The organism is Thermodesulfobacterium hveragerdense DSM 12571 (genome assembly GCF_000423845.1).
In the GTDB taxonomy this organism is placed as follows: Bacteria; Desulfobacterota; Thermodesulfobacteria; order Thermodesulfobacteriales; family Thermodesulfobacteriaceae; genus Thermodesulfobacterium; species Thermodesulfobacterium hveragerdense.
In genome coordinates, this window is sequence record NZ_AUIT01000001.1 from 134,849 (window position 1) to 155,157 (window position 20,309).

Annotated in this window: 22 protein-coding genes and 1 tRNA gene; 7 read left to right on the forward strand and 16 right to left on the reverse strand. The window is 35.7% G+C overall.

What is annotated here, in order from left to right; genetic code table 11:
* Positions 1–155: 155 nt before the first annotated feature.
* Positions 156–1,799, reverse strand: coding sequence for an ArnT family glycosyltransferase (locus tag G580_RS0100740; RefSeq protein ID WP_028840622.1), 1,644 nt, complete (start codon positions 1,797–1,799; stop codon positions 156–158).
* 69 nt (positions 1,800–1,868) lie between these two features.
* Here G580_RS0100740 and G580_RS0100745 point away from each other — a divergent pair, with 69 nt between their 5' ends.
* Positions 1,869–3,404 (forward strand): ArnT family glycosyltransferase, encoded by a 1,536-nt coding sequence (locus tag G580_RS0100745; RefSeq protein WP_028840623.1) that lies wholly within the window; start codon positions 1,869–1,871, stop codon positions 3,402–3,404.
* Here G580_RS0100745 and G580_RS0100750 read toward each other — a convergent pair.
* The 14 genes from G580_RS0100750 to G580_RS0100815 all read right to left on the reverse strand — a co-directional run bounded on the left by G580_RS0100750 (position 3,386) and on the right by G580_RS0100815 (position 13,488).
* Positions 3,386–4,369 carry a hypothetical protein gene (locus G580_RS0100750; protein ID WP_028840624.1) on the reverse strand — a complete coding sequence of 328 codons (984 nt, stop codon included), beginning with the start codon at positions 4,367–4,369 and terminating at the stop codon, positions 3,386–3,388. The two genes, G580_RS0100745 and G580_RS0100750, sit on opposite strands and share 19 nt — an antisense overlap.
* Positions 4,370–4,385: 16 nt before the next feature.
* Positions 4,386–5,384, reverse strand: coding sequence for a beta-ketoacyl-ACP synthase III (locus G580_RS0100755; protein WP_028840625.1), 999 nt, complete (start codon positions 5,382–5,384; stop codon positions 4,386–4,388).
* Entirely contained in the window at positions 5,375–6,382 is a 1,008-nt protein-coding gene (plsX, locus tag G580_RS0100760; protein ID WP_028840626.1) for a phosphate acyltransferase PlsX, read from the reverse strand. The genes G580_RS0100755 and plsX overlap by 10 nt, the downstream gene beginning before the upstream one ends.
* An 18-nt stretch (positions 6,383–6,400) precedes the next feature.
* A complete protein-coding gene (gene rpmF, locus G580_RS0100765) occupies positions 6,401–6,583 on the reverse strand; it encodes a 50S ribosomal protein L32 (RefSeq protein WP_022854664.1) in 183 nt (60 codons plus the stop codon).
* Position 6,584: 1 nt separating this feature from the next.
* The gene (locus G580_RS10855; RefSeq protein WP_022854665.1) at positions 6,585–7,133 is read right to left on the reverse strand and encodes a YceD family protein; all 549 of its coding nucleotides are present in this window, start codon (positions 7,131–7,133) and stop codon (positions 6,585–6,587) included.
* A gap of 130 nt (positions 7,134–7,263) precedes the next feature.
* On the reverse strand, positions 7,264–7,815 hold the full coding sequence (locus tag G580_RS0100775; protein ID WP_028840627.1) for a diacylglycerol/polyprenol kinase family protein: 552 nt from the start codon (positions 7,813–7,815) through the stop codon (positions 7,264–7,266).
* On the reverse strand, positions 7,812–9,353 hold the full coding sequence (guaA, locus tag G580_RS0100780) for a glutamine-hydrolyzing GMP synthase (RefSeq protein WP_028840628.1): 1,542 nt from the start codon (positions 9,351–9,353) through the stop codon (positions 7,812–7,814). The genes G580_RS0100775 and guaA overlap by 4 nt, the downstream gene beginning before the upstream one ends.
* Positions 9,350–9,814, reverse strand: coding sequence for a phosphate-starvation-inducible PsiE family protein (locus tag G580_RS0100785; protein ID WP_028840629.1), 465 nt, complete (start codon positions 9,812–9,814; stop codon positions 9,350–9,352). Before G580_RS0100785 ends, guaA begins: the two co-directional genes overlap by 4 nt.
* Before the next feature lies 1 nt (position 9,815).
* Positions 9,816–10,379 carry an aminoacyl-tRNA hydrolase gene (pth, locus tag G580_RS0100790; protein WP_028840630.1) on the reverse strand — a complete coding sequence of 188 codons (564 nt, stop codon included), beginning with the start codon at positions 10,377–10,379 and terminating at the stop codon, positions 9,816–9,818.
* A 5-nt stretch (positions 10,380–10,384) separates the two neighbouring features.
* On the reverse strand, positions 10,385–10,984 hold the full coding sequence (locus G580_RS0100795) for a 50S ribosomal protein L25/general stress protein Ctc (RefSeq protein ID WP_028840631.1): 600 nt from the start codon (positions 10,982–10,984) through the stop codon (positions 10,385–10,387).
* A gap of 32 nt (positions 10,985–11,016) precedes the next feature.
* Positions 11,017–11,973: a ribose-phosphate pyrophosphokinase gene (locus G580_RS0100800; protein WP_028840632.1), complete on the reverse strand. Its 957-nt coding sequence runs from the start codon at positions 11,971–11,973 to the stop codon at positions 11,017–11,019.
* Positions 11,974–11,987: 14 nt separating this feature from the next.
* Positions 11,988–12,830 carry a 4-(cytidine 5'-diphospho)-2-C-methyl-D-erythritol kinase gene (gene ispE, locus G580_RS09425; protein ID WP_051172915.1) on the reverse strand — a complete coding sequence of 281 codons (843 nt, stop codon included), beginning with the start codon at positions 12,828–12,830 and terminating at the stop codon, positions 11,988–11,990.
* 13 nt (positions 12,831–12,843) lie between these two features.
* The gene (locus G580_RS0100810; protein WP_028840633.1) at positions 12,844–13,116 is read right to left on the reverse strand and encodes a DUF1844 domain-containing protein; all 273 of its coding nucleotides are present in this window, start codon (positions 13,114–13,116) and stop codon (positions 12,844–12,846) included.
* Complete coding sequence (locus tag G580_RS0100815; RefSeq protein ID WP_028840634.1) at positions 13,117–13,488, reverse strand: FmdB family zinc ribbon protein; 372 nt, start codon at positions 13,486–13,488, stop codon at positions 13,117–13,119. It abuts the gene before it with no gap.
* Positions 13,489–13,569: 81 nt separating this feature from the next.
* On the opposite strand from G580_RS0100815, the gene G580_RS0100820 reads away from it, so the two are divergent.
* From G580_RS0100820 to G580_RS0100830, 3 genes are all read left to right on the forward strand, one after another.
* Entirely contained in the window at positions 13,570–14,676 is a 1,107-nt protein-coding gene (locus tag G580_RS0100820; protein ID WP_028840635.1) for an AI-2E family transporter, read from the forward strand.
* Positions 14,677–14,679: 3 nt separating this feature from the next.
* Positions 14,680–15,489 carry a bifunctional DNA-formamidopyrimidine glycosylase/DNA-(apurinic or apyrimidinic site) lyase gene (gene mutM / locus G580_RS0100825; protein ID WP_022854676.1) on the forward strand — a complete coding sequence of 270 codons (810 nt, stop codon included), beginning with the start codon at positions 14,680–14,682 and terminating at the stop codon, positions 15,487–15,489.
* A gap of 95 nt (positions 15,490–15,584) precedes the next feature.
* Positions 15,585–15,863, forward strand: a complete 279-nt coding sequence (locus G580_RS0100830; protein WP_022854677.1) for an HU family DNA-binding protein — start codon at positions 15,585–15,587, stop codon at positions 15,861–15,863.
* A gap of 12 nt (positions 15,864–15,875) precedes the next feature.
* On the opposite strand, the gene G580_RS0100835 is transcribed toward G580_RS0100830, so the two are convergent.
* On the reverse strand, positions 15,876–18,491 hold the full coding sequence (locus G580_RS0100835; protein WP_028840636.1) for a ChaN family lipoprotein: 2,616 nt from the start codon (positions 18,489–18,491) through the stop codon (positions 15,876–15,878).
* Between the two features lie 79 nt (positions 18,492–18,570).
* Here G580_RS0100835 and G580_RS0100840 point away from each other — a divergent pair, with 79 nt between their 5' ends.
* The 3 genes from G580_RS0100840 (at position 18,571) to G580_RS0100850 (ending at position 20,294) form a co-directional block, all read left to right on the forward strand.
* Positions 18,571–19,383, forward strand: a complete 813-nt coding sequence (locus G580_RS0100840; RefSeq protein WP_028840637.1) for a phosphoribosylformylglycinamidine synthase subunit PurQ — start codon at positions 18,571–18,573, stop codon at positions 19,381–19,383.
* A complete protein-coding gene (tatC, locus tag G580_RS0100845; RefSeq protein WP_028840638.1) occupies positions 19,383–20,156 on the forward strand; it encodes a twin-arginine translocase subunit TatC in 774 nt (257 codons plus the stop codon). Before G580_RS0100840 ends, tatC begins: the two co-directional genes overlap by 1 nt.
* A gap of 64 nt (positions 20,157–20,220) precedes the next feature.
* Positions 20,221–20,294 (forward strand) — tRNA-Ile (locus G580_RS0100850).
* The last annotated feature ends 15 nt before the right edge of the window (positions 20,295–20,309 follow it).

Here is a 20,309-nt window from a genome sequence, read left to right on the forward strand (position 1 = left end):
TGTCTTTTTATTTTATTGTATCAAAAAGCATACCTAAAAGTTATTTACCTCTTAACACTGAGAGACCCAAGAGTTTAAAAATTCAACCTTGAAACCTGAGGGAACATTTTTCAAACTTTGTATTTTTTGCAAATAGTCCTAAACTTTTAACACTTTCAATTTTTAACCAAAACATAAACCTTTTTTCTTATTGGTAACACCTTCAGATCATCAAAATTTTTCTCTTTAAACCCTAAGGACTCAAACTTCTTTTTAGAAATAAGAATCCATCTATCTTTAAGTTTTGAAACCACCTCCTGATTGCATTCTTTAAGATATATAAAATCTAAAGCCTGATATCTATATTTTCCGTAGTAAATCAAATGATGAGGTGTTTCTCCACAAAGATATATCACCTCATTTTTTCCTACGGTTAAAATAAGGTTTTTGGCTGCTTTTCTAAAGTAATCCAACTTTTCCTTATGGTAAGAACAATAAAAGGCAGAATAAGTCTGTTTGATAAAAAATGTACAAAAAACTAAAAACCAAAAAATGCCCTTATACGTAACTTCTTTACGAAATCGGAATCCAAAAACTATGCTTCCAGACATCAATAAAATGATAGTTAAAAAGGCTTCCCAATAATAAAAACCTTTAAACATAAGATACCCTAAAAAAGAAAGGCTAAGAAAAACGCAGAACCAAGGTAAAAAGCGGATACAAATCTTGCCTATCCTAGAAATCATCCTTTGTTTTTCTAAAATCAAGTATAAAAAAACCGTAGAAGAAACAAAAACCAAACCCCCTACTCCAGGAAGCATATATCTTAGCCTTGCACCTAAGCAAAAAAGATGAAACAAGTATGAAAAAACAAACAGGAAAAGAGAAAAAAGGAAAAACCTAAAAAAATTAGGATGCTTATCAAGGAAACTTTTGAAAAACTCTTTTTCTTTTAAAACCATCAAAAAAAACACCCAAGGGGCATATCCTATCAGAAAACCCAAGGTAAAGGCCTCAAAATGTTGAGTTAAAGAAACCTCTGCCCCAGACACTGCCCCCCTATATTCTCCCAACCAGGCCTTAAAAAGGGTTATATCAAAACCCAAACTAACTAAAAGCCATGTTACAAAAATTCCCAAGGTAATCCCTATACCTAAAAAATGGGGAATAGAAAAAAGTTCTTTGGTTCTTTTGAAGTAAAGTAGATAAGGTATCCAAGCTAAGTAAAAGAAAAGCATAGCATGAAAAGTTTTGGTGAGCACAGCAAGTCCCGTAAAAATGCCCCATAAAACAAATCCAACCATTCTTCGTTTTTCTATCTCATAAAAATAAAACCAGGAAAAAAGGCTTGTTGAGACTAAAAAGGTGTAAAAACCGTCTATCTCAGCCCTTATAGCTTTATCTATGACCTCTGGTGTGGTTAAAAAAATCAACCCAGGGAGCCCCAAAACAACCCAAAAAGTGTTTTTTTCTTTGGTAATCTCGTCTTTTTTTAAGGTTTTTATCCATACCCAGGTAAAAACCAAAGAGGTAAACATTAGGCTCACAGCAGAACTGGTTCTGGCTGTCCACTCTGAGAAGTCTTTAAAAAGATAAAACCAAAGAGCAAGAAACCAGTTATAGCCCGGTGGTTTTAGAAAATAAAAAGTATCGAAAAGCTTAGGAAATAAAAAGTCTTTGGTTTCAAGCATCTGCAAAGCAATTAAGACTCTCCTCCCCTCTTCTCCTTGCAACTCCTTTTCTCCTATAAAAGGCAAATAAAGAGCCCCTCCAAAAACAACCAAAAATAAAGCTATTTTAAAAAAGGCTTTATTTTTCATAAAAACCTCTTAAACTTATAAAAATACTACTTTTTTGTTTGAATCACAACCTTATAGTAGAGGATTTTTATGAAAAAGGAAAGGTTGATTTTCGTTTTTTTGGTTTTGGCCCTTTTACTGATTTTTTGGAATTTAGGAGAGAAACCTTTGTTTGGGGTAGAGGGAAGATGGGCTGAAGCAGCAAGAGAAATGGTGCTTAGAGATTCCTGGTTTGTTCCAACCATCAACTTTGAACCTCATGTAACCAAACCCCTCATCCCTTTCTGGCTTATAAAATTTTCTGGAACGATTTTTCAAAGTTTTAATGAGTTTACCGTAAGACTACCAGGGGCTTTAATCGCTTTAGCAAGTTTGGTTGTGTTTTACATAGGTGTAACCCCTCTTTTTTCTTATCCTTGGAACCTTATAGCCTCTGGCCTCTTACTTACTTCCGTAGGTTTTTTAGAGTTTTCTCGTTTAGCTCAGTCTGAAATTTATCAACTTTTTGGCATCATCACAGCCCTTGCTTTTTATATCCATTTTAGGGAGAAAAAGAGCTTTTTAGGATACTTAGGGTTTTTTGGTGGTATGGTGATAGGTGGCTTATCAAAGGGATTAACCTCTTTTGTGGTTTTATTGACCTTACCTTTGATAGATGCTATCCTCGTGAAAAAATTTTATCATGTAAACTGGAAATCTATCTTAGCAGGAACCATGGCGTTAGGACTTTATTTTTCACCTTATTACCTAACAGCTCAAGAACTAAAAAGCCAAATCCCCTTTTATCTATGGATAAGAGAAAACTTACAACAAGCAGTAGACCCTTATGATAACCTTAGACCCTTTTACATCTATTTCTTGTATTGGCCTACATGGGTAGCCCCTTGGTCGTTTTTTTTATTTGCTGCTCTTGTTAAGTTTATAAAAATTTTTAAAAAGTTATCACAGGAAGAAAAGCTTTTCTTTTTAACCTCTATCTTCATCTTTCTTATCTTTACCATGGCCAAAGCCAGAAGAGGCTATTATCTTCTTCCGATTTTACCTTTCTCCATAATTTTTATTACCTACTATTTAAAACACCATGCTGACTGGTTTTTATTAAAAATCTATCGATTAGTTGGACATTGTTTAGTGTTTTTACCCTTGATATTTCTTTTAATTTTACCCTTTTTAAAGTTATCCCTTTCTTATACCTTAGGTTTAAGCCTGATCTTAGGCTTTTTGTTCCAAGTTGTAGTATTCTTTCTTTTTAAAAAAGAAGATTTTTTCAGAACCATCCTACACTTTGCAATAGTTGAGTGTTTAGTCTTTACTGTAATTACACCCCACTATGCTAAAAGTTCAGAAAAAGAGGCAGGTTTGTTTGTAAAATATTTACTTTCTAAAAATCCAAAAGCAACCCTATGTCAGGTTAACAACCCTGTAGCTAACGTCTATTTTTATGCCCATATCCCAAAGAAGGTAGAAGCTTTTACCTCTTCTCAAACCTGTGACGTTATAATCATAAGAAAAGCACTTCCTAAAGAAATAGAAAACCTATCTTTTAAAGAATACAAAATTATAACTTTTAAGGCTCAAAAAGACCCCTCAAAAACCTACTTTATTTTCTATCGAGATTTTAAATGATCCTCTACCAGTTTTCTTGCTTCTTTGTAGTCTTTTATCCAAAAAAGTTTAGAATAAAGCCTTTTGCAGTCCTCAAAATCTAAATGTTCTACCAATTTTATGGCATGAAGTTCTTCTTTCAGATGAGGAAAGGGATTCTCTTCTTGGGGAAGAAGCTCTTCCTTAGGGATGATTTTTATGTAGACCAAAGACCTTGCAGCAAGAAGATTTTCTATTTTTGGGTTTTCTTTGCGGTTAAAGATGTATCTTAAGGTCAAAAGCTCTCCAGGAGGAAAGACATAGGGTTTACCGACAATAGGTTTTAAAACCTTCTGCAGTAAAAAAACCTGATAAACCTTACAAAAACCTGATGTCTTTAATTGCAAAAATTTTTTAAAGTAAAGGTGTATAGTTCCAGCCTCTACATATACCTTTTTTATTCCCTGTTTTAAACTTAAAAGCAACTTTAGACTCGCCTCAACCCTCAATTGATCTCTTAGTCTAAACCTTTCAGCATCTGCTTTAGAAAAATCCTTTACACTTTCTACGATTTTCTCAAAATTGTTAGTTAAAGAAACTTCATAAAACCTGAGAAGTTTTTCTATGGCATTTTTTTCTGTCTCTGCTATCTTCTCTAAAATATATTCCTCTGTTGTTTTTTGAGAGACAAGCCCTTCTGCCCTTTGTTGTAGAAATCTCACCCCTTCTAAATAAGGTTCTATCTGAAAAATTTTCTTTCCTTGTTGATAAAAATTTTTAAGAATCTTAAGGGTTTGTTTTTCAAACTCTGGGAACCAAAACTCTTCGTTTAAAACATAATCCTCTTCAGAAATTTTACCTTCAAGAACTAACCTAAAATTTTCATTAGGTGGCTCTTCAAGAAAGATAACTTCAGCACTTTCCATAAAGTCCTTAGCAAATGGAAGGACTTCTATCCTATGGGTTGAAAAACCGACTATGATTTCTATTTTTTGAGAAGAATTCATCTGAAAAGGATTTACTCTACCACTTTAACAATATGCCTCCAAAGGTGAAACCTCCTCCAAAGGCAACGAGTAAGACTAAATCTCCTTCCTTAAGGCCCCCTTTCTTTTCTGCTTCGTAGAGGGCTATAGGAATGCTGGCTGCTGAAGTATTTCCATATTTATCGATGTTTACAAAGACCTTTTCTTTAGGAAGGTTTAGTCTATCTCTAAGATATTCTATAATTCTTAAGTTTGCCTGATGAGGTACCAAAAGGTCTAAGTCTTCCTTAGAAAAACCGTTTCTTTCAAGTAACTCCAACGCTAACCTTTCCATTACCCTGGTAGCAAATTTAAACACTTCTCTTCCTTGCATTTTGATGTAATATTCTTCCTTAGGTAACCTGTCATCAAATGGAGGAAAAGCACTTCCCCCTCCTTTTAAGGTAAGTAAAGGCCACTGGCTACCGTCTGCCCCAAGGATAAAATCGATAATTCCTTTTTGGGAAGGTTTAGGACTTTTTCCTACCACAGCAGCACCTGCTCCGTCTCCTAAAAGCACACAAATGCTTCTATCTTGCCAGTTGGTTTTTCTAGAAAGGGCTTCAGCCCCTAATACCAACACTTTACATTCAGGGTTTACCTTTACAAACTGGTCAGCTATACTTAAAGCATAAACAAAACCGGAACAGGTAGCAGAAAGATCAAAGGCACCAGCTCTTGAAGCACCTAACCCTTCTTGAACCAGCACCGCAAGAGAAGGAATGAGATAGTCTGGGGTTACGGTTGCACAAATGATAAGGTTTAAATCCTCTGGAGAAATCCCTGCTCTTTCTAACGCTTCTTTAGATGCTTTGATAGCATATTGACTGATGTTTTCTCCATCTTCTAAAATATGTCTTTCTTTTATTCCTGTCCTTTCTGTAATCCAGGCATCTGAGGTTTCAACCATCTTTTCGAGGTCATGATTGGTAAGCACCTTAGGAGGAACTGCCATCCCCATACCTAAAATCGTCGACCTAACAACGTTTAAGCACACTCCTTTTCCTCCTCGATCAAGTTGTCTTTGATGGCACTCTCCAATTTTTCAACCAGATTGATTTTTATAGTATTTACCGCTACCCTGATAGCATTTTTGATAGCCAAGGCATCAGACCTTCCATGAGCGATGATTACGTTACCTTTAACCCCTAAAAGTGGAGCCCCTCCATATTCTCTCCAGTCAGCCTTTTTCTTAAATCCATCTATAGCCTTTTTAGCCATAAAAAGACCTAAAATAGAAACCACCGACTTTTTTACCTCGTTTTTTAACATCTCTAAGATAACCTCAGCCAACCCCTCTAAAAACTTAAGACAAATGTTTCCTATAAAACCATCGCATACTACCACATCTACTTCTCCGCGATAGATATCTCTACTTTCGATATTACCTACATAATTGAGATTAGAATTTTTAAAAAGCTGATGTGCCTTTTTGACCAAAAGGTTACCTTTTCCTGACTCTTCTCCGATAGATAAAATGGCTATCTTTGGATTAAGTCTCCCCCAGACCTTTTCTAAAAAGACCTTTCCCATAATCCCAAACTGAAAAAGGTCTATGGGCTTTGAATCTACATTAGCCCCTACGTCTATCAACACAAAAGATTCTTTAACCGTAGGAAGAAGGGTAGCGATAGCCGGACGTCTCACCCCTTCTATCCTTCCTAAAATAAAGATACTCCCTGCAGCTACAGCTCCAGAATTTCCAGCAGAAACAAAAGCACCAGCCTCCTTGGATTTTAAAAGTTCTATCCCCTTAAAAATAGAAGCCTCTCGCTTCTTTCTTAGAGCATCTCCTGGACTTTCATCCATTTCTACCACTTCTTCAGCAAAAACCACAGAAACCCTTGGCTTTCCTACATAGGTTTTTAAAACCTCTTCCCTCCCTACCAAGATAAGCTCTAACTCGGGGATCTCCTGAAGGGCAAGGTCTGCACCTCTAAGAATCTGGGAAGGGGCAAAATCCCCTCCCATTACATCCAAGACTACCTTATACATAGGTTAAACAATCAAAAACTAAGAAGATTCTTTTTCTAAAACCTGTTTACTTTTGTAATACCCACAGCTTGGACAAACTCTGTGAGGAAGTTTAGCAGATTTACACCTTGGACACACAGAAAAAGAAGGAGCTTCTAAATGCTTATGAGCCCTCCTCATTCCTCTTCTTGACCTTGAAGTCTTTCGCTTAGGTACAGCCATGTTACTTACCTCCTCTTTTTTCCAAACTCTCCTTTTCTATCATCTGCTTTAATACCGCAAAAGGACTTTCTTTTTTATATACCCCACAACTGCAACTTCTTTCATTAAGGTTAACCCCACAATATGAACAAAGTCCCTTACAGCTTTCTTTACAAAGCTTCTTGTAAGGAATAGATAACCAGATCTCCTCTCTTAATATGTCATAAAAAGAAATCCAAGAGTTTTCAAAAAAACTTACCTCCATCTCCTCATCTGAAAGCTCTTTTTCCTCATCAAAATTAAGAGATCTTAACGGCTTTAAATCTAAAGCAAAAGAATGCTCTAGATCAAACTCAAACTCTGTTAAACATCTATCACATTCTAAAACCAAAGAACCACTTACAAAGCCTTCTAATTTTACCTCAATACCTAATTTTTTCAATTTAAAAAATCCAAAAAGAGGTTTTTTTATCTTAAATCCCTCTAAAACCTTAACGTCAGAAAATTCGACTTTTAAACCTTCTAACGGGATGTCTTCTAAACTAATACCCCAATTCTTAAGTTCTTCCATGTTTTACTAAACCTTTCTTAGTTTGTTTTAAAATACCTCTAAATCTAAAAAAGTCAAAGGGGTATCCTAATCGAATACAACCTTCTTATGAATACCTTTTAGTCAAATCAAAAACCTATAAAACCTGACTCTAAACAAGATATTTAAGGTAAATACCACCTACCAACGGAATCCAGAGGTTATCTCTGCTGGTAAAAAGTTCTATAAAAGTAAGAAGGGAAGTTAGACCAAAGTACTGAAAGGTTAACGATCTTTTAACCATATAAACAAGCAAAAGAGAGATCAAAAAAAATGCTATCCCTCCCTCCAAGGTCTTTCCTCGAAATATTTTCCTTTTCCCTAAGTAAAAACCAACAAGAGAGGCTATCGGGTCAGCCAAGGTTAAGATCAAAAGCACTAAACGAAAATCTTCCCTCCCTACCAAATAATAAAGGCCCGTAGTTCCAACCAAAAAAAACCAACCATCACTTATTTTATAAAATTCTTCTTTTTTAAGGAATGGAGTCCAAAGCCCTTTAAAAGGAATATAATCATAAAAAAAGAGCCTTAAAACTTCAAAAATAGAGGTTAAAACAACCAAACTTACTAAAAGAAGGCCTAACAAGTGATAAGAAACAAAATAAGACAGCCCAAAAAGTAGAAAACCAAAACCTAAATGGAATGCCTTTCTATAAAAGTTCATTCCCACTCGATCGTAGCTGGAGGTTTAGAAGAAATATCGTAAACCACCCTGTTAACCCCTTTTACCTCGTTTATAATCCGGTTCGAAAGTCTTTCTAACAGATCATAAGGTAATTTTACCCAGTCAGCAGTCATAGCATCTTGACTTTCCACACATCTAATCGCTACTACATATTCATAGGTTCTTGCATCTCCCATAACCCCTACCGTCTTTACCGGCAAAAGAACCGCAAAGCTTTGCCAGACCTTATAATACCAACCTGAGTTAAGCATCTCTTCTGTAACTATCGCGTCAGCCTCTCTTAAAATATCCAGTTTTTCTTCAGAGATTTCTCCGATTATCCTGATAGCAAGACCTGGGCCTGGAAAAGGTTGTCTCCAGATGATATGTTTAGGTAAACCTAAGAGTTCTGCTATCTTTCTTACCTCATCCTTAAAAAGCTCTCGCAAAGGTTCTATCAACTTAAGGTGCATCCTTTCAGGCAAACCACCTACGTTATGATGGGACTTGATAGTAGCAGAAGGCCCTTTAAAAGAAACACTTTCAATTACATCCGGATATAAAGTCCCTTGAGCAAGATAAACCACGTTATCAAACTTTTTGGCTTCTTTTTCAAACACCTCTATAAAGGTTTCTCCTATAATCTTTCTTTTTTTCTCTGGATCTTCAACCCCCTTTAGTCTCTCCAGAAAAAGAGAGCTTGCGTCTACATAATCTACTTTAAGCCCTAAATTTTTCATCAAAGATAAAACTTCTTCTGGTTCGTTTTTTCTTAAAACTCCGTTGTTTACAAAAATGGGTATCAACCTATCTCCTATGGCTTTATGGACTAAAAGCGCTGTTACGGTAGAGTCTATCCCTCCGGAAAGGGCACAGATTACCTTTTCATCTTCTTTAACTAGATTTTTAATATCTTCTACGGTTTTTTCTATAAAAGAAGGCATACTCCAGTCAGCCGTACAACCACAAACCTCAAACACAAAGTTTCTTAACACATCTTGGCCTATCTCTGTATGAACTACCTCTGGATGGAACTGAACACCATAGATAGGTTTTTCTATATGGGCTACCGCAGCAAAAGGGGTATTTTCTGTCTCAGCCAACACATAAAAACCCTCTGGTAAAACCTCAATCTTATCACTATGACTCATCCATACCTTATATATCTCACCCTTTTTTAATCCTTTAAAAAGGGCATTTTCTTCTATTATTTTAATATAAGCAGGACCAAATTCTCGTTTTGCACTTCGTTCTACTTTTCCCTCTAAAAGATAACTTATCAACTGTAATCCATAGCAAATACCTAAAACCGGAATCCCTAATTCAAAAATCTCAACAGATATCATAGGTGCATCTTCATCATAAACACTGCTTGGACCTCCTGAAAGAATGATCCCTGAAGGGTTAAAACCTTTTATCTCCTCCAAAGACACAAAACAAGGTTTTATCTCACTATAAACCCCTAATTCTCTAATCCTTCTGGCAATAAGCTGGGTAGTCTGAGAACCAAAATCAAGAACTAATATTCTATTTTTCATCTTCCAACCCTCAACTTTCTTAAGATACCTATTCCTCCTATCAACATCAAAATCAAGACCCCTATGGCTAATATCTCAAAAAGATAATATTTAAAACGCTCTGGGTCAAAAGAAGAGGTATGAGCTATCTCAAAACCTACGATCAAAAGTCTTCGAACTAAAGCAATAATTCCTACCAGTAAAAAAGGCTCTAAGCATTTAAGCTTATATTCTTCTCCAAAAATTACCTGCAGAGTATAAAAAACCTCCAGAAACATCATGGCTATCAAAAATTTATCTAATACCCCGATAATTCCCTCTGTAAAATTAACGTAAGAAGGAATGTCCAAAATACCCTTAAACCCGTAAAAAATGATAAAACCTGTGGCGATCAGTATTCCTAAACCTATCAATATATAAAGAACTCTTTCAAACTTCACAAAAAATTCTTGCACATAATAGTTCCATCGTTCTAAGCTCATCTTAGACCACTGTCTGTGAGTTATAAAGGGTCATCGTCTTCAACAGACCCTTATAAAGGAGATCTTCTAAAGCAGCTACCGCTAACTCGATTACTTTTTTTACTTTCTCTTTTTCTTCTTCGTTAAATGGGCTTAGCACATAATTAACAACATCTCTATCTTCAGGCTTACCTATTCCTAACTTCATCCTTGGGAAATCAGAAGACCCCAAACACTCTATAATCGAAAGCATGCCTTTATGCCCACCAGCTCCCCCCTTAGGTAAAATCTTTATTTTACCTAAAGGGAGGTCCATATCATCATAGATTACCAAAAGATTGTTTAACGGTATTCGTTCTTTTAATATCCACTTCTTAACCGCTCTACCAGAAAGGTTCATGTAAGTTTGGGGCTTAACCAAAATCACTTTATCTTTATAAAAAGCTACCTCACTTTCCATTTCTTTATAAAATTTAAACTTAAGCCTATGTTTTTCAGTAAAGGCCTCTAAAACTAAAAACCCAAAATTGTGCCTTGTTTCTTTATACTCCTCTCCAGGATTACCTAACCCGCAAAAAAGCCACATCTTAACTATTCAGATTCCTCTGTAGAAGCCCCCTCTTCTTCCCCACCTTCAGCTACGATGGTAATCACGGTATCCTCAGGATTATCTAAGACTTTTACTCCTTCAGGAACTCTTATATCTTTCACATGTAAAACGTCTCCTAAATCTAAGTTAGATATTTCTACCTGGATTTTATCAGGGATGTTAGAAGGAAGACACTCTACCGTAAGGTCATGCATAAAAATTTCGATTACTCCACCTTTAGTAAGCCCTACTGGACGTCCTACAAACTCTAAAGGTACGTCTATACTTACGGTTTCTCCCTCTTTAATCGCTACAAAATCAAGATGAATAATCTTGTCGGTAACAGGATGGAGTTGATAATCTTTTAAAATTGCCTGTATTTTCTGATTTTCTCCGTTTTGAACCTCCAAGTTAAAAAGCAAAGTTTCACCTTTATATTTATGTAAAATACTTTCGAGTTCGTTAGCTTTAACCGAGATAGGAACTGGGTCAAAATTATGTCCATAGACGATAGCCGGTATCAAACCTTGTTTACGCAACTTTTTAGCACATTCCTTACCGGTTTTGTCTCTTTTAACCGCGGATAAACTCACCTGCCTCATTGTATCTCCTCCTCCTTTTAATTAACAAAATTTTATACAAAAAGGGAACTTATAGACTCATCTGTATTTATTCTTCTTATAGCTTCTGCCAATAAACCCGCCAAAGAAAGAACCTTTATCTTCCCTATGGTCTTTGCTTCTTCTTTTAATGGAATGGTATCACTTACCCAAAGAGCTTTCAACGAAGAATTAGCAATCCTTTCTAAGGCCTTCCCAGAAAGCACAGGATGGGTAGCCATTCCATAAACCTCTAAAGCCCCTCTTTCTATGATAGCATCAGCTGCTTGACACATGGTACCAGCTGTATCTACCATATCATCTATGATTATAGCTACTTTATCTTTTACTTCTCCTATGATGTGCATTACAGCACTTTCGTTAGGACGTTCTCTTCTTTTATCTATGATAGCGATAGAGGCTTCCAGTCTTTTGGCATATTCTCTTGCCCTCTCTACCCCACCAGCATCAGGAGAAACGATAACCAGGTCTTTTCCTGAAAAATTCTCTTTAATGTATTTTAAAAAAACCGGCAAGGCATAGAGATGATCTACAGGTATGTCAAAAAAACCTTGGATCTGTCCAGCATGAAGGTCAACGGTTAAAACCCTTCGCGCCCCTGCTACCACTATCAAATTAGCTACTAACTTGGCTGAAATAGGGGTTCTTGGAGCTGTTTTTCTGTCTTGTCTTGCATACCCATAATAAGGGATAACTGCAGTAATCCTTCTTGCTGAAGCCCTACGAGCTGCATCTATCATGATAAGAAGTTCCATCAAATTTTCGTTTACAGGTGGACAAGTAGGTTGGATGATAAAAACGTCAGCTCCTCTTATGTTATCTTTAATCTCAACAAAAATCTCTCCATCACTAAAACGCTTTACTACCGCTTTGCCTAAAGGAATGTTTAAAAAACTACAAATCTTTTCTGCTAACTCTGGATTAGCATTCCCAGAAAGCACACAAATCCCTTTAAAGTTATATCCTCCCATCTTGCTCCCCTAACCTACTCCAAATTTTGAACTAAAAATACTTTGGCTTCCTTAAACGTTCTTTTTAAGGATTCATAAACATAAAAAGGTGGTTCCTTTTCAAAAACCCCAAAAACTGTTGGGCCTGTGCCACTAAGGCTAACGGCACAGCATCCAAAAGTTTTAAGTTCAGCCTCAAGTTCTTCTAAAAACGAAAACTTCTCAAAAACTAAAGACTTAAAATCGTTTATAAGTCCCTGAGGATGTCTCCAGGGAGGGACTTCGGTAGAATAATAAACAGGATTTTTTGAATTTGTCAATCCTAAATTTTGATAAGCCCACTTGGTGCTTATTTCAAAGTTAGGACAAATAAGGAGATACCACGCTTTAAAAGAAGGATAAGGCATTAAGACCTCTCCTATACCTTCACCTGTAGCTGCAACATAAGGACTTAAAAAAAAGGGAACATCTGCTCCTAAACTCTTAGCTATGTTATATAAAGAAGGGTTTTCTTGGTCTATACCATAAACATAAGCTAAACCTTTAAGTATGGTAGCAGCATTACTACTTCCCCCTCCTAAGCCAGCTCCCATGGGGATAGTCTTTTTTACCCTTATATGGTGTTTTTCGTTAATCCTAAAAGTTTCTTTAAATTTTATATAAGCCTTATAAACTAAATTTTCTTCCAGAGGAATATTGCCTTTGTCAGAAACAAAATCTAACCTAAAATCTAAGGTCCCTCTTTTGATTTCTATCTCATCAAAAAGGTCTATTTTCTGAAAAATCGTATAAAGATTATGGTATCCATCCTCTCTCCTGCTTAACACTTGCAACACCAAGTTTAGCTTTGCTGGAGATAAAAAGAGATATTTTTTCATAAAGATAGGACCTTTAATCTGAAACTTTCAAAAATTTTAGTTTAAGCTCATAAAGTATAGCATTAATCAGACGTTCTTCGTCTAAAGTAAGATTACCTTTAGTTTTTTCTTTTAGCATCTCAATCGTATCTATGGTTTGTTTCGCTGAAAGAAGGTTTACCTCTTTTTTGTTGGTTAAAGGGTCTGGAAGTTCTCCCAGATGGATAAGGGCAGCCGTGTTTAGAGAAAGGATAAAAGTACTAAAAGTGATTAAGTTCGAAAAAAGATCTTCCTGCTCTTTACTCATTTATCCTTTCTCCTTCTTTTTGGTAATTACATATTCAGTCTGAGTTGCATATCCTGTTTTTACTGCCTTTCTTTCGGAAAGAAGGTCAGAAAGTTTTTTTACCCTTTCTGAAGGATGAAACTCTTTAGCTTTTTCCAAAAAACGACGTGCCTCTCCTACCTTACCGTCTATCAAATAATCTCTGGCTCTTTTAAGTATAGACACCTCTCTTTGAGATTTTTGAGATATTTTATCTTGAAAACCAAAGATAGAAGGAAGTTTCATCACTTCTAAGCTTCCACATTGAGGACATGGAGGATAGTCTTCATCTATCCTCTGTAAACTCTCAAAAACTTCTCCACACATTTCACACCTAAACTCATAAATAGGCATAACTTAATTATAATATCTATTTTTAAGTTTACAACATAAAAAAACTTGAGAAAAATATAACCTAAGCTATACTGAAAAGAGATGAAGATCGATAGAGAAACTTTTTATCATAAAGTAGGGCTTTTTATCTCCCTTCTTTTAGCTTTTCTTATCATCGCTGGCTTTGTCTATCTGTTAAGCCCTCTTTTTTCTATAATTTGCTGGGCGGGTATCATTGCCTTTTTTATCTATCCTTGTTATCAAAAAATCTATCAAAAACTTAAACGTAAAAACCTATCTTCTTTTATAGTTCTATTTTTTCTAATTCTATTTGTAATAGGACCTTTTTCAGCCATCCTTTTTAACCTCTACCAGCAAGTCCTCTCTATCTTAGACTGGGTTAAACCCATTACCAACCAGAGCCTTTATGATTTTATCGAACGACTAAAAGATTATCCTAAGATCTATACGTTCTTTACTAAACTCTTATATTACCTACAGCCTTATCTTCCTCAAATCCAAGAAAAAATCGCCCAGGTCATGTCTTCTATCCTTCAGGCAGGGGTTTTTTCTATAACCAATTTAGCTAAATTCTTATTTTCCTTTGGGTTTCAGTTAGCTTTTACCATCCTTACTTTACATTATTTTTTGATAGACGGAGAAAAAGTGATTCAAGAAATAGTCAGCCTTATACCTGGTAAAAACCAAGAAAAACAAAAAATGTTACAAAGAATTGGTTTGATTTTAAAAGGAGTCTTATACGGCAACGTTCTTACTGCTTTTATCCAGGGAATTTTAGCCTTTTTTATCTATTCTGTCCTGGGAATACCCCATAATCTTTTCTGGGCCTTTCTTACAATGTTAGCCTCTTTCATTCCAGCCTTCGGAACTTTCCTTATTTGGGGACCTTTGGTTGCCTATCTATTCTTGGTAGGAAGTTATATAAAAGCGGTGATCCTTTTGGTTTTTTGTGGAGTTATCATTTCTAACTTGGACAACTTCCTAAAACCCTTTTTAATCGGTGGAAAAACTAAAATCCACAACCTTCTCATCTTCTTTTCAGTGCTTGGAGGGATCGTAAAATTTGGTGTGTTAGGAATCTTTTTAGGGCCTATTATCTTAGCACTTTTTCTCTCGATCATAGACATCTACAAAACTCACTTGATTAACCACTTAGATAGCTTCACCTATCCTGATCAAAGTGAATAGCCTATGCCTGAACTTCCTGAAGTAGAAACTATAAGAGATCAACTAAAACCAAAGCTTTTACATCAAAAACTGGTTAAAATCGAGATATTAGACCCAGGATTTACTAAAAAAATATCTTTTGAAAGTGCACTTAGCATAGAAGGAGAAAAACTTTTAGACATAAAAAGAAGGGGGAAATATCTTTTGTTTGTTTTTGAGAAAAAAGGTCTTTTATGGCACCTTGGTTTGACTGGAAGCTTAATTCTCTTAAAACACTGTCTTAACCAACCACCCTATAAATTTCTAAGACTGCTCCTAAAATTTGAAAACGAAATCTTGGGATACTTTGACATAAGAAAGTTTGGGAAAATAAAAACCTTTGCCCTACCCCATTTTCCTAAAGAGATAGAAAATTTAGGAGAAGATGCGTTAGAAATAAAACAAGAAAAATTTGCTTCTATCCTTCAAGGTTCTTCAAAACCGATTAAATCCTTGCTTTTAGACCAAACAAAAATTGCAGGACTTGGAAATATCTATGTAGACGAAGCCCTTTTTAGGGCTGGAATACATCCTTTAAGAAAAGCCTGTTCGCTTAGCCATAAAGAGGTAGCGAAGCTTTACCATACCATTAAAATGCTCCTTAGAAGGGCTATAGAATTGAGGGGTTCTTCGATAAAAAATTATTTAGATGCCTTTGGACAAGAAGGCAAGTTTCAAGAAGAACATCTGGTTTACGGCAAAAAAGGGCAAAAATGTCCTTTTTGTGGAAAACCTTTTCAATACCTAAAACTCAATCAAAGAGGGACCACCTTCTGTCAAACCTGCCAATCTTAAAAAAAGCGACAAAAACTTGGGTTTTACCCTTGACAAAAAAAGAATAATCTTTTATAAAATTGAAAAATAAGAAAATTCTTCTAAAGGAGGGAATTATGAACAAGGCAGACCTCGTAAAAAGGATGGCAGAGATCGCAGAAGTACCTAAGTCTACTGCTGAAAAGCTCTTAGACGCTTTTATGGAAGCTGTAGAAGAAGCAGTTTCAAAAGGAGACAAAGTAGTATTGGTTGGTTTTGGAACCTTTCAAGTGTTAAAAAGAGCTGAAAGAGAAGGAAGAAACCCCAGAACAGGCAAACCTATCAAAATCCCTGCTAAAAAGGTGGTTAAGTTTAAGCCAGGCAAAAAATTAGAAGATGCCGCTTCTAAAGCATAAAAAGGTTTAAATTTAACGGGGGCTGCTTTCTCCCCCGTTAAACAAATAATCTCCTGTTTCTGTAGACAATCTTTTTTGGTTGTCAAGAATTATCTTTTTAAAATTCAAAAAGTTTTTCTTTTGTAATCCCTGAGTAATACCAGAAACAGTACTAATTTCCTCTTTAGTCGTAATAAGAATGGTTTGAAAGTTTGGATATTCTTCAAGAACCTTAAGTAAATTTTCTGTCAGAGCTTCTTTTTTTAAGAGATGGGCTTGATAAAAATGTTCAAAAGGAGGGAAAGACTGTGTTTTCTGCTGATACTTTTCATAAAGATAGCTTTTAAAAAGTGGGTTCATCAAGTCCATTTCTGGAAGATTAGAGATTTCCTCTTGAGAAAGGCTGAAAATTCCTTTATCAAGTACCTTTTGAAACAGACTCTCTTCTACCCCTATGGCTAAAACCTTTATTTTTTTGATCTTAGCCAATCTTAGAACTTCAATTAGGTTGTCAAGATTAACCCCCACTTCTACCTTTGACAGTTCTTTTCTTAGGTATTCTTTAGAAACCTTACCTTCAATAAACTGGTCTATCAGAGATTGATAGGAAGAAGGTAGGTCCAAGGTGATTATTAAATTATCGTTTAACCGATGCAGGTTTTCTAAAAATTCTTGGTAAAATTGAGTAAAATCTGCAGTTGGATTTTGCTTTTCTTCTCCTATTAAGATCAACTGAGTATTTGCCAGTTGTAAAGTAAGGTCATAGGTCGTGATAGAAGTCTTGGTATAAAAACCCTCTGGTTTAAGCCTTACAGGAACTAAAATCCCTTGTTGAGAATCTAAAGTTTTTTTTAAAAATACCTTACCTGACTTTATCCATCCTTCAGTTAAAGATTTCAAGCTAAACCAGAGATTAACTGAAAGCTCCGTTTCCCCTACTGAAGAGGAAAAAAAATAACCCAACATCCCTTCTTTTTCAAAAGGTTGAGGAACTAACTTAAAATATACTCCCTGGTCTATATGCTTTATCATCCAGGGAAAAGGGAATCTATGTAAATAAACCACGTTTTTAGCCTCCTCCCAAACAACCTGAGAAGGGTCTTTAACCGGTAATATCTTATATCCCTTTTTCCTAAAAACCTCTATTATTTTTTGATAAAGTAGGAGCTCTTCTTCAGGATAAATCAAAACCCCTGGATTTTCTAACAGCCTGTCCAACCCCACATACTCTTCTTTTTTTTCTAAAATCCTCCATAGAGTATAATCCGGGTCTAAATATATTTCTTCAGGCCTTTCTTTTAGCCACACCTGAACGATTTGGTAAGGACTTATCACGTTTTTTTCAAAAGAATAGGTCATGTTTTTACACACCACAGAAAATTTAACCACCACCTCACGTTCGTTTGGAGTAAGGGTATGTGGAGAATTAGACTTGATTAGAGCTAAGGTTAATTCGTAGCCTCCATCCTTAGGTTGCAAAAATACTACCTCTCCTCTGAGATAAAGCTTTTTAAACATAGAGAAATCCGAAAAAGAAGCAAAAACCTCTGGGAAAGAAGATTTTAAGTAGGTTAAAAGGTCTTCAAAAGATTGGAGGGTAAAAAGTTTGGTTTCGTAAAAATGTTTTAACCTACTTAAAAGGACTTCCTCTCCCAATCTTTGCTTAAGCTCTAAAAAGTAAAAAAAACTTTTGCCTTCTAAGGATGAGGTGCTGAGGAGTTTCTTGCGCAATTCCACTTTTCGCTGAGCCACATCTTTTAAAAACAAGGCAAGTCCTTTAACCCTTTGATCTTCTTGGTAAAAGATCCCATCTTTTAAGCGTTTTTCGTTAACCCAAAAGCTAAAATCCCAAGGGGAATCGAATATCGAAGGATTAACCAAAAGGGTGTTGGAGTAATCTAAATTAGGTTCCTGGTCCTTTATCAAAAACACAAAGAGATTAGAAAAAGGATAAACCTCAGAAAATTTCTTGTCTATACCTCCTAAAACAGACTTAACTTTTGAGAACCAAGAAGAAACCTCTTCTTTAGAAAGAACCTTTTTGTTATCTAAGGAATACAAAAAAATTTTCAGATTTTTATACGTTAAAACCGAAGGAACAAAAGGCTCTTTAGAAAGTATTAAAACCGGAGATTTTATCGGTTTTAGATTCTTAAACCTATAGACTAAAAATCCTCCTTCTTCTTTTACTTCATAATCCTCTGAGGGAACAAGCGCAAAATATCCCAGCTTTTTTGGAACCTTTAAGGTAATTTCATAGGTAAAGGGCTCTTCGGGTAACGGGATAAACCGATCTACGAAAATTAAAGGAACCACGGTAAAATTTACAGATTTTTCGAAATATAAAAATAAGGGGCTGTTAGGTTTTTCATCCAAAAAGGTTAAAGCCGATTCTTTAAAAGGTACTGAAGAAAGAGGTTTGCCCTCTAAAATGGCTTCTTTAAAATGAAACCCTTCTGTCTTAAAGGTTTGGACCTTTTTTTCCTGTAAAACTGTTTGCAAACTACCTTCTATAACATTTGGTTTTAACTCTAAATCCAGTTTGAGATGCAAAGGGGTAAAATTAGCCCCATACGACCCCAAAGGGAACAAAAACACCCCTAAAGTTATTAATAATAAAAGAAAAAAGGCTGTTTTCCAGTTTGCCATGTTTCCCCTTTTTGAAAAATAAAAATTTTGAAATATAATTAAAAACACTATAACTTAACTCAGGAGATTTGTAAAGGCTATGAAAAAACCAAGAGTGCTTGTGCTATGGGGATATGGTATAAACTGTGAAGTAGAAACTTCCTATGCTTTTAAACTCGCAGGAGGAGACCCTGAGATAGTTCACCTGTCTGAAATCTTTTCTGGAGAAAAAAAACTTCTTGATTATCAAATCATCTGTTTTCCTGGAGGTTTTTTAGATGGAGACCACTTAGGAAGTGCTCAGGCTTGTGCCCACAGGTTTAAACATTTAAAACTAAAAGATGGCTCCTATCTCTGGGAAAAACTTATGATTTTTCTGGAAAAAGGAGGGCTTATCTTAGGAATATGTAATGGATTTCAACTGTTGGTGAAAATGGGGCTTCTACCAGGAGGAAAATATTTAGGCGAAAGAAAGGTTACCCTTACCTACAATGACTCAGGCAAGTTTGAGGACAGATGGGTTTATCTAAAAGTAAACCCACAAACCAAATGTATCTTTTTAGAAGGTTTAGACGAACTTTACCTTCCGGTAAGGCACGGAGAAGGTAAGTTTATCCCTAAGGACGAAAAAATACTTGAAGAAATAAAATCTCAAGGTCTTATCGCCCTCCAATACATCCATCCTGAAACCCGAACCCCCACCTTAGAATATCCTTACAATCCTAACGGAGCTTTTGAAGCCGTAGCTGGGTTAACAGACCCTACCGGACGTATTTTTGGGCTTATGCCTCACCCAGAGGCCTTTAACCATTTTACCAACCATCCTCGTTGGACCCGAGAAAAGAACTTAACGGTAGCTGGGCTTGAAATCTTCAAAAACGCAGTAAACTGGGTTAAAAACAACTTGCTTTAATGTACACCAAAAAATTAGCTCAATCTCTCAGGTATCTCTTAACCCTTTGGAAGAAAAGAAGCTTTTTGATCCTTTTCCTCTTTTTTTCTGTTTACATTAGTTTTTTTTTAGCCTCTCCTTACATACTGAATTTTCTTCAACATATCTACCAACAAAAGTTTGTTTTTTATAGTCTGTCAGAACCCATTGCTTCCTTTATTAAATTTTCCTTGGTTTTGACTATTTTAGTCACCTTTCCCTTTATTTTTTATCTATTTTTAAAAGCTTTGAACTTAGGCTTCAATTTTAAAAAAAAGTTTTTCTGGATGTTTTATGTTTTGGGATTGAGTCTTTTTTATTTAGGGGTGGTGTTTGCCTATTTTATTACCCTCCCTTATGGAATAAAGTTTTTGCTTTCCTTTCGTACCGAAAAAATAGAGCCTTCCATTTCCTTAGGGCATTTTGTTAATTTTTTTTCTTTTTTTGTGATTGCCTTTGGGCTAATCTTTGAGCTCCCTCTTTTTTTAACCTTTCTGTCTTTAACCAAAGTATTAAATCCCTATAGAATCACCAAGTATCGCAGGGAAATCTTTTTTGGTATAGCCGTGCTCTCTGCAATCATAACCCCAACTCCAGATGCCTTTAACATGGCCCTTCTGTCTTTTCCTCTTTATGTACTCTTTGAGTTAGGAATTTTCCTTTCAAGGTTTTTGCTGAGAAGTAACCTGTTAGAAAACACTCAAAATGAAAACACTCAACATGAGGAATTAAAACCCTCTAAAAAAGACGATTAAATTTATTAAAACTTTAAACACCTTGACAAACAGATAAATTATATTATTTTTGTTAATATATAATGGGCCCGTAGCTCAGATGGTTAGAGCCACCGGCTCATAACCGGAAGGTCCCAGGTTCGAGTCCTGGCGGGCCCATTTTAGACTCATCTA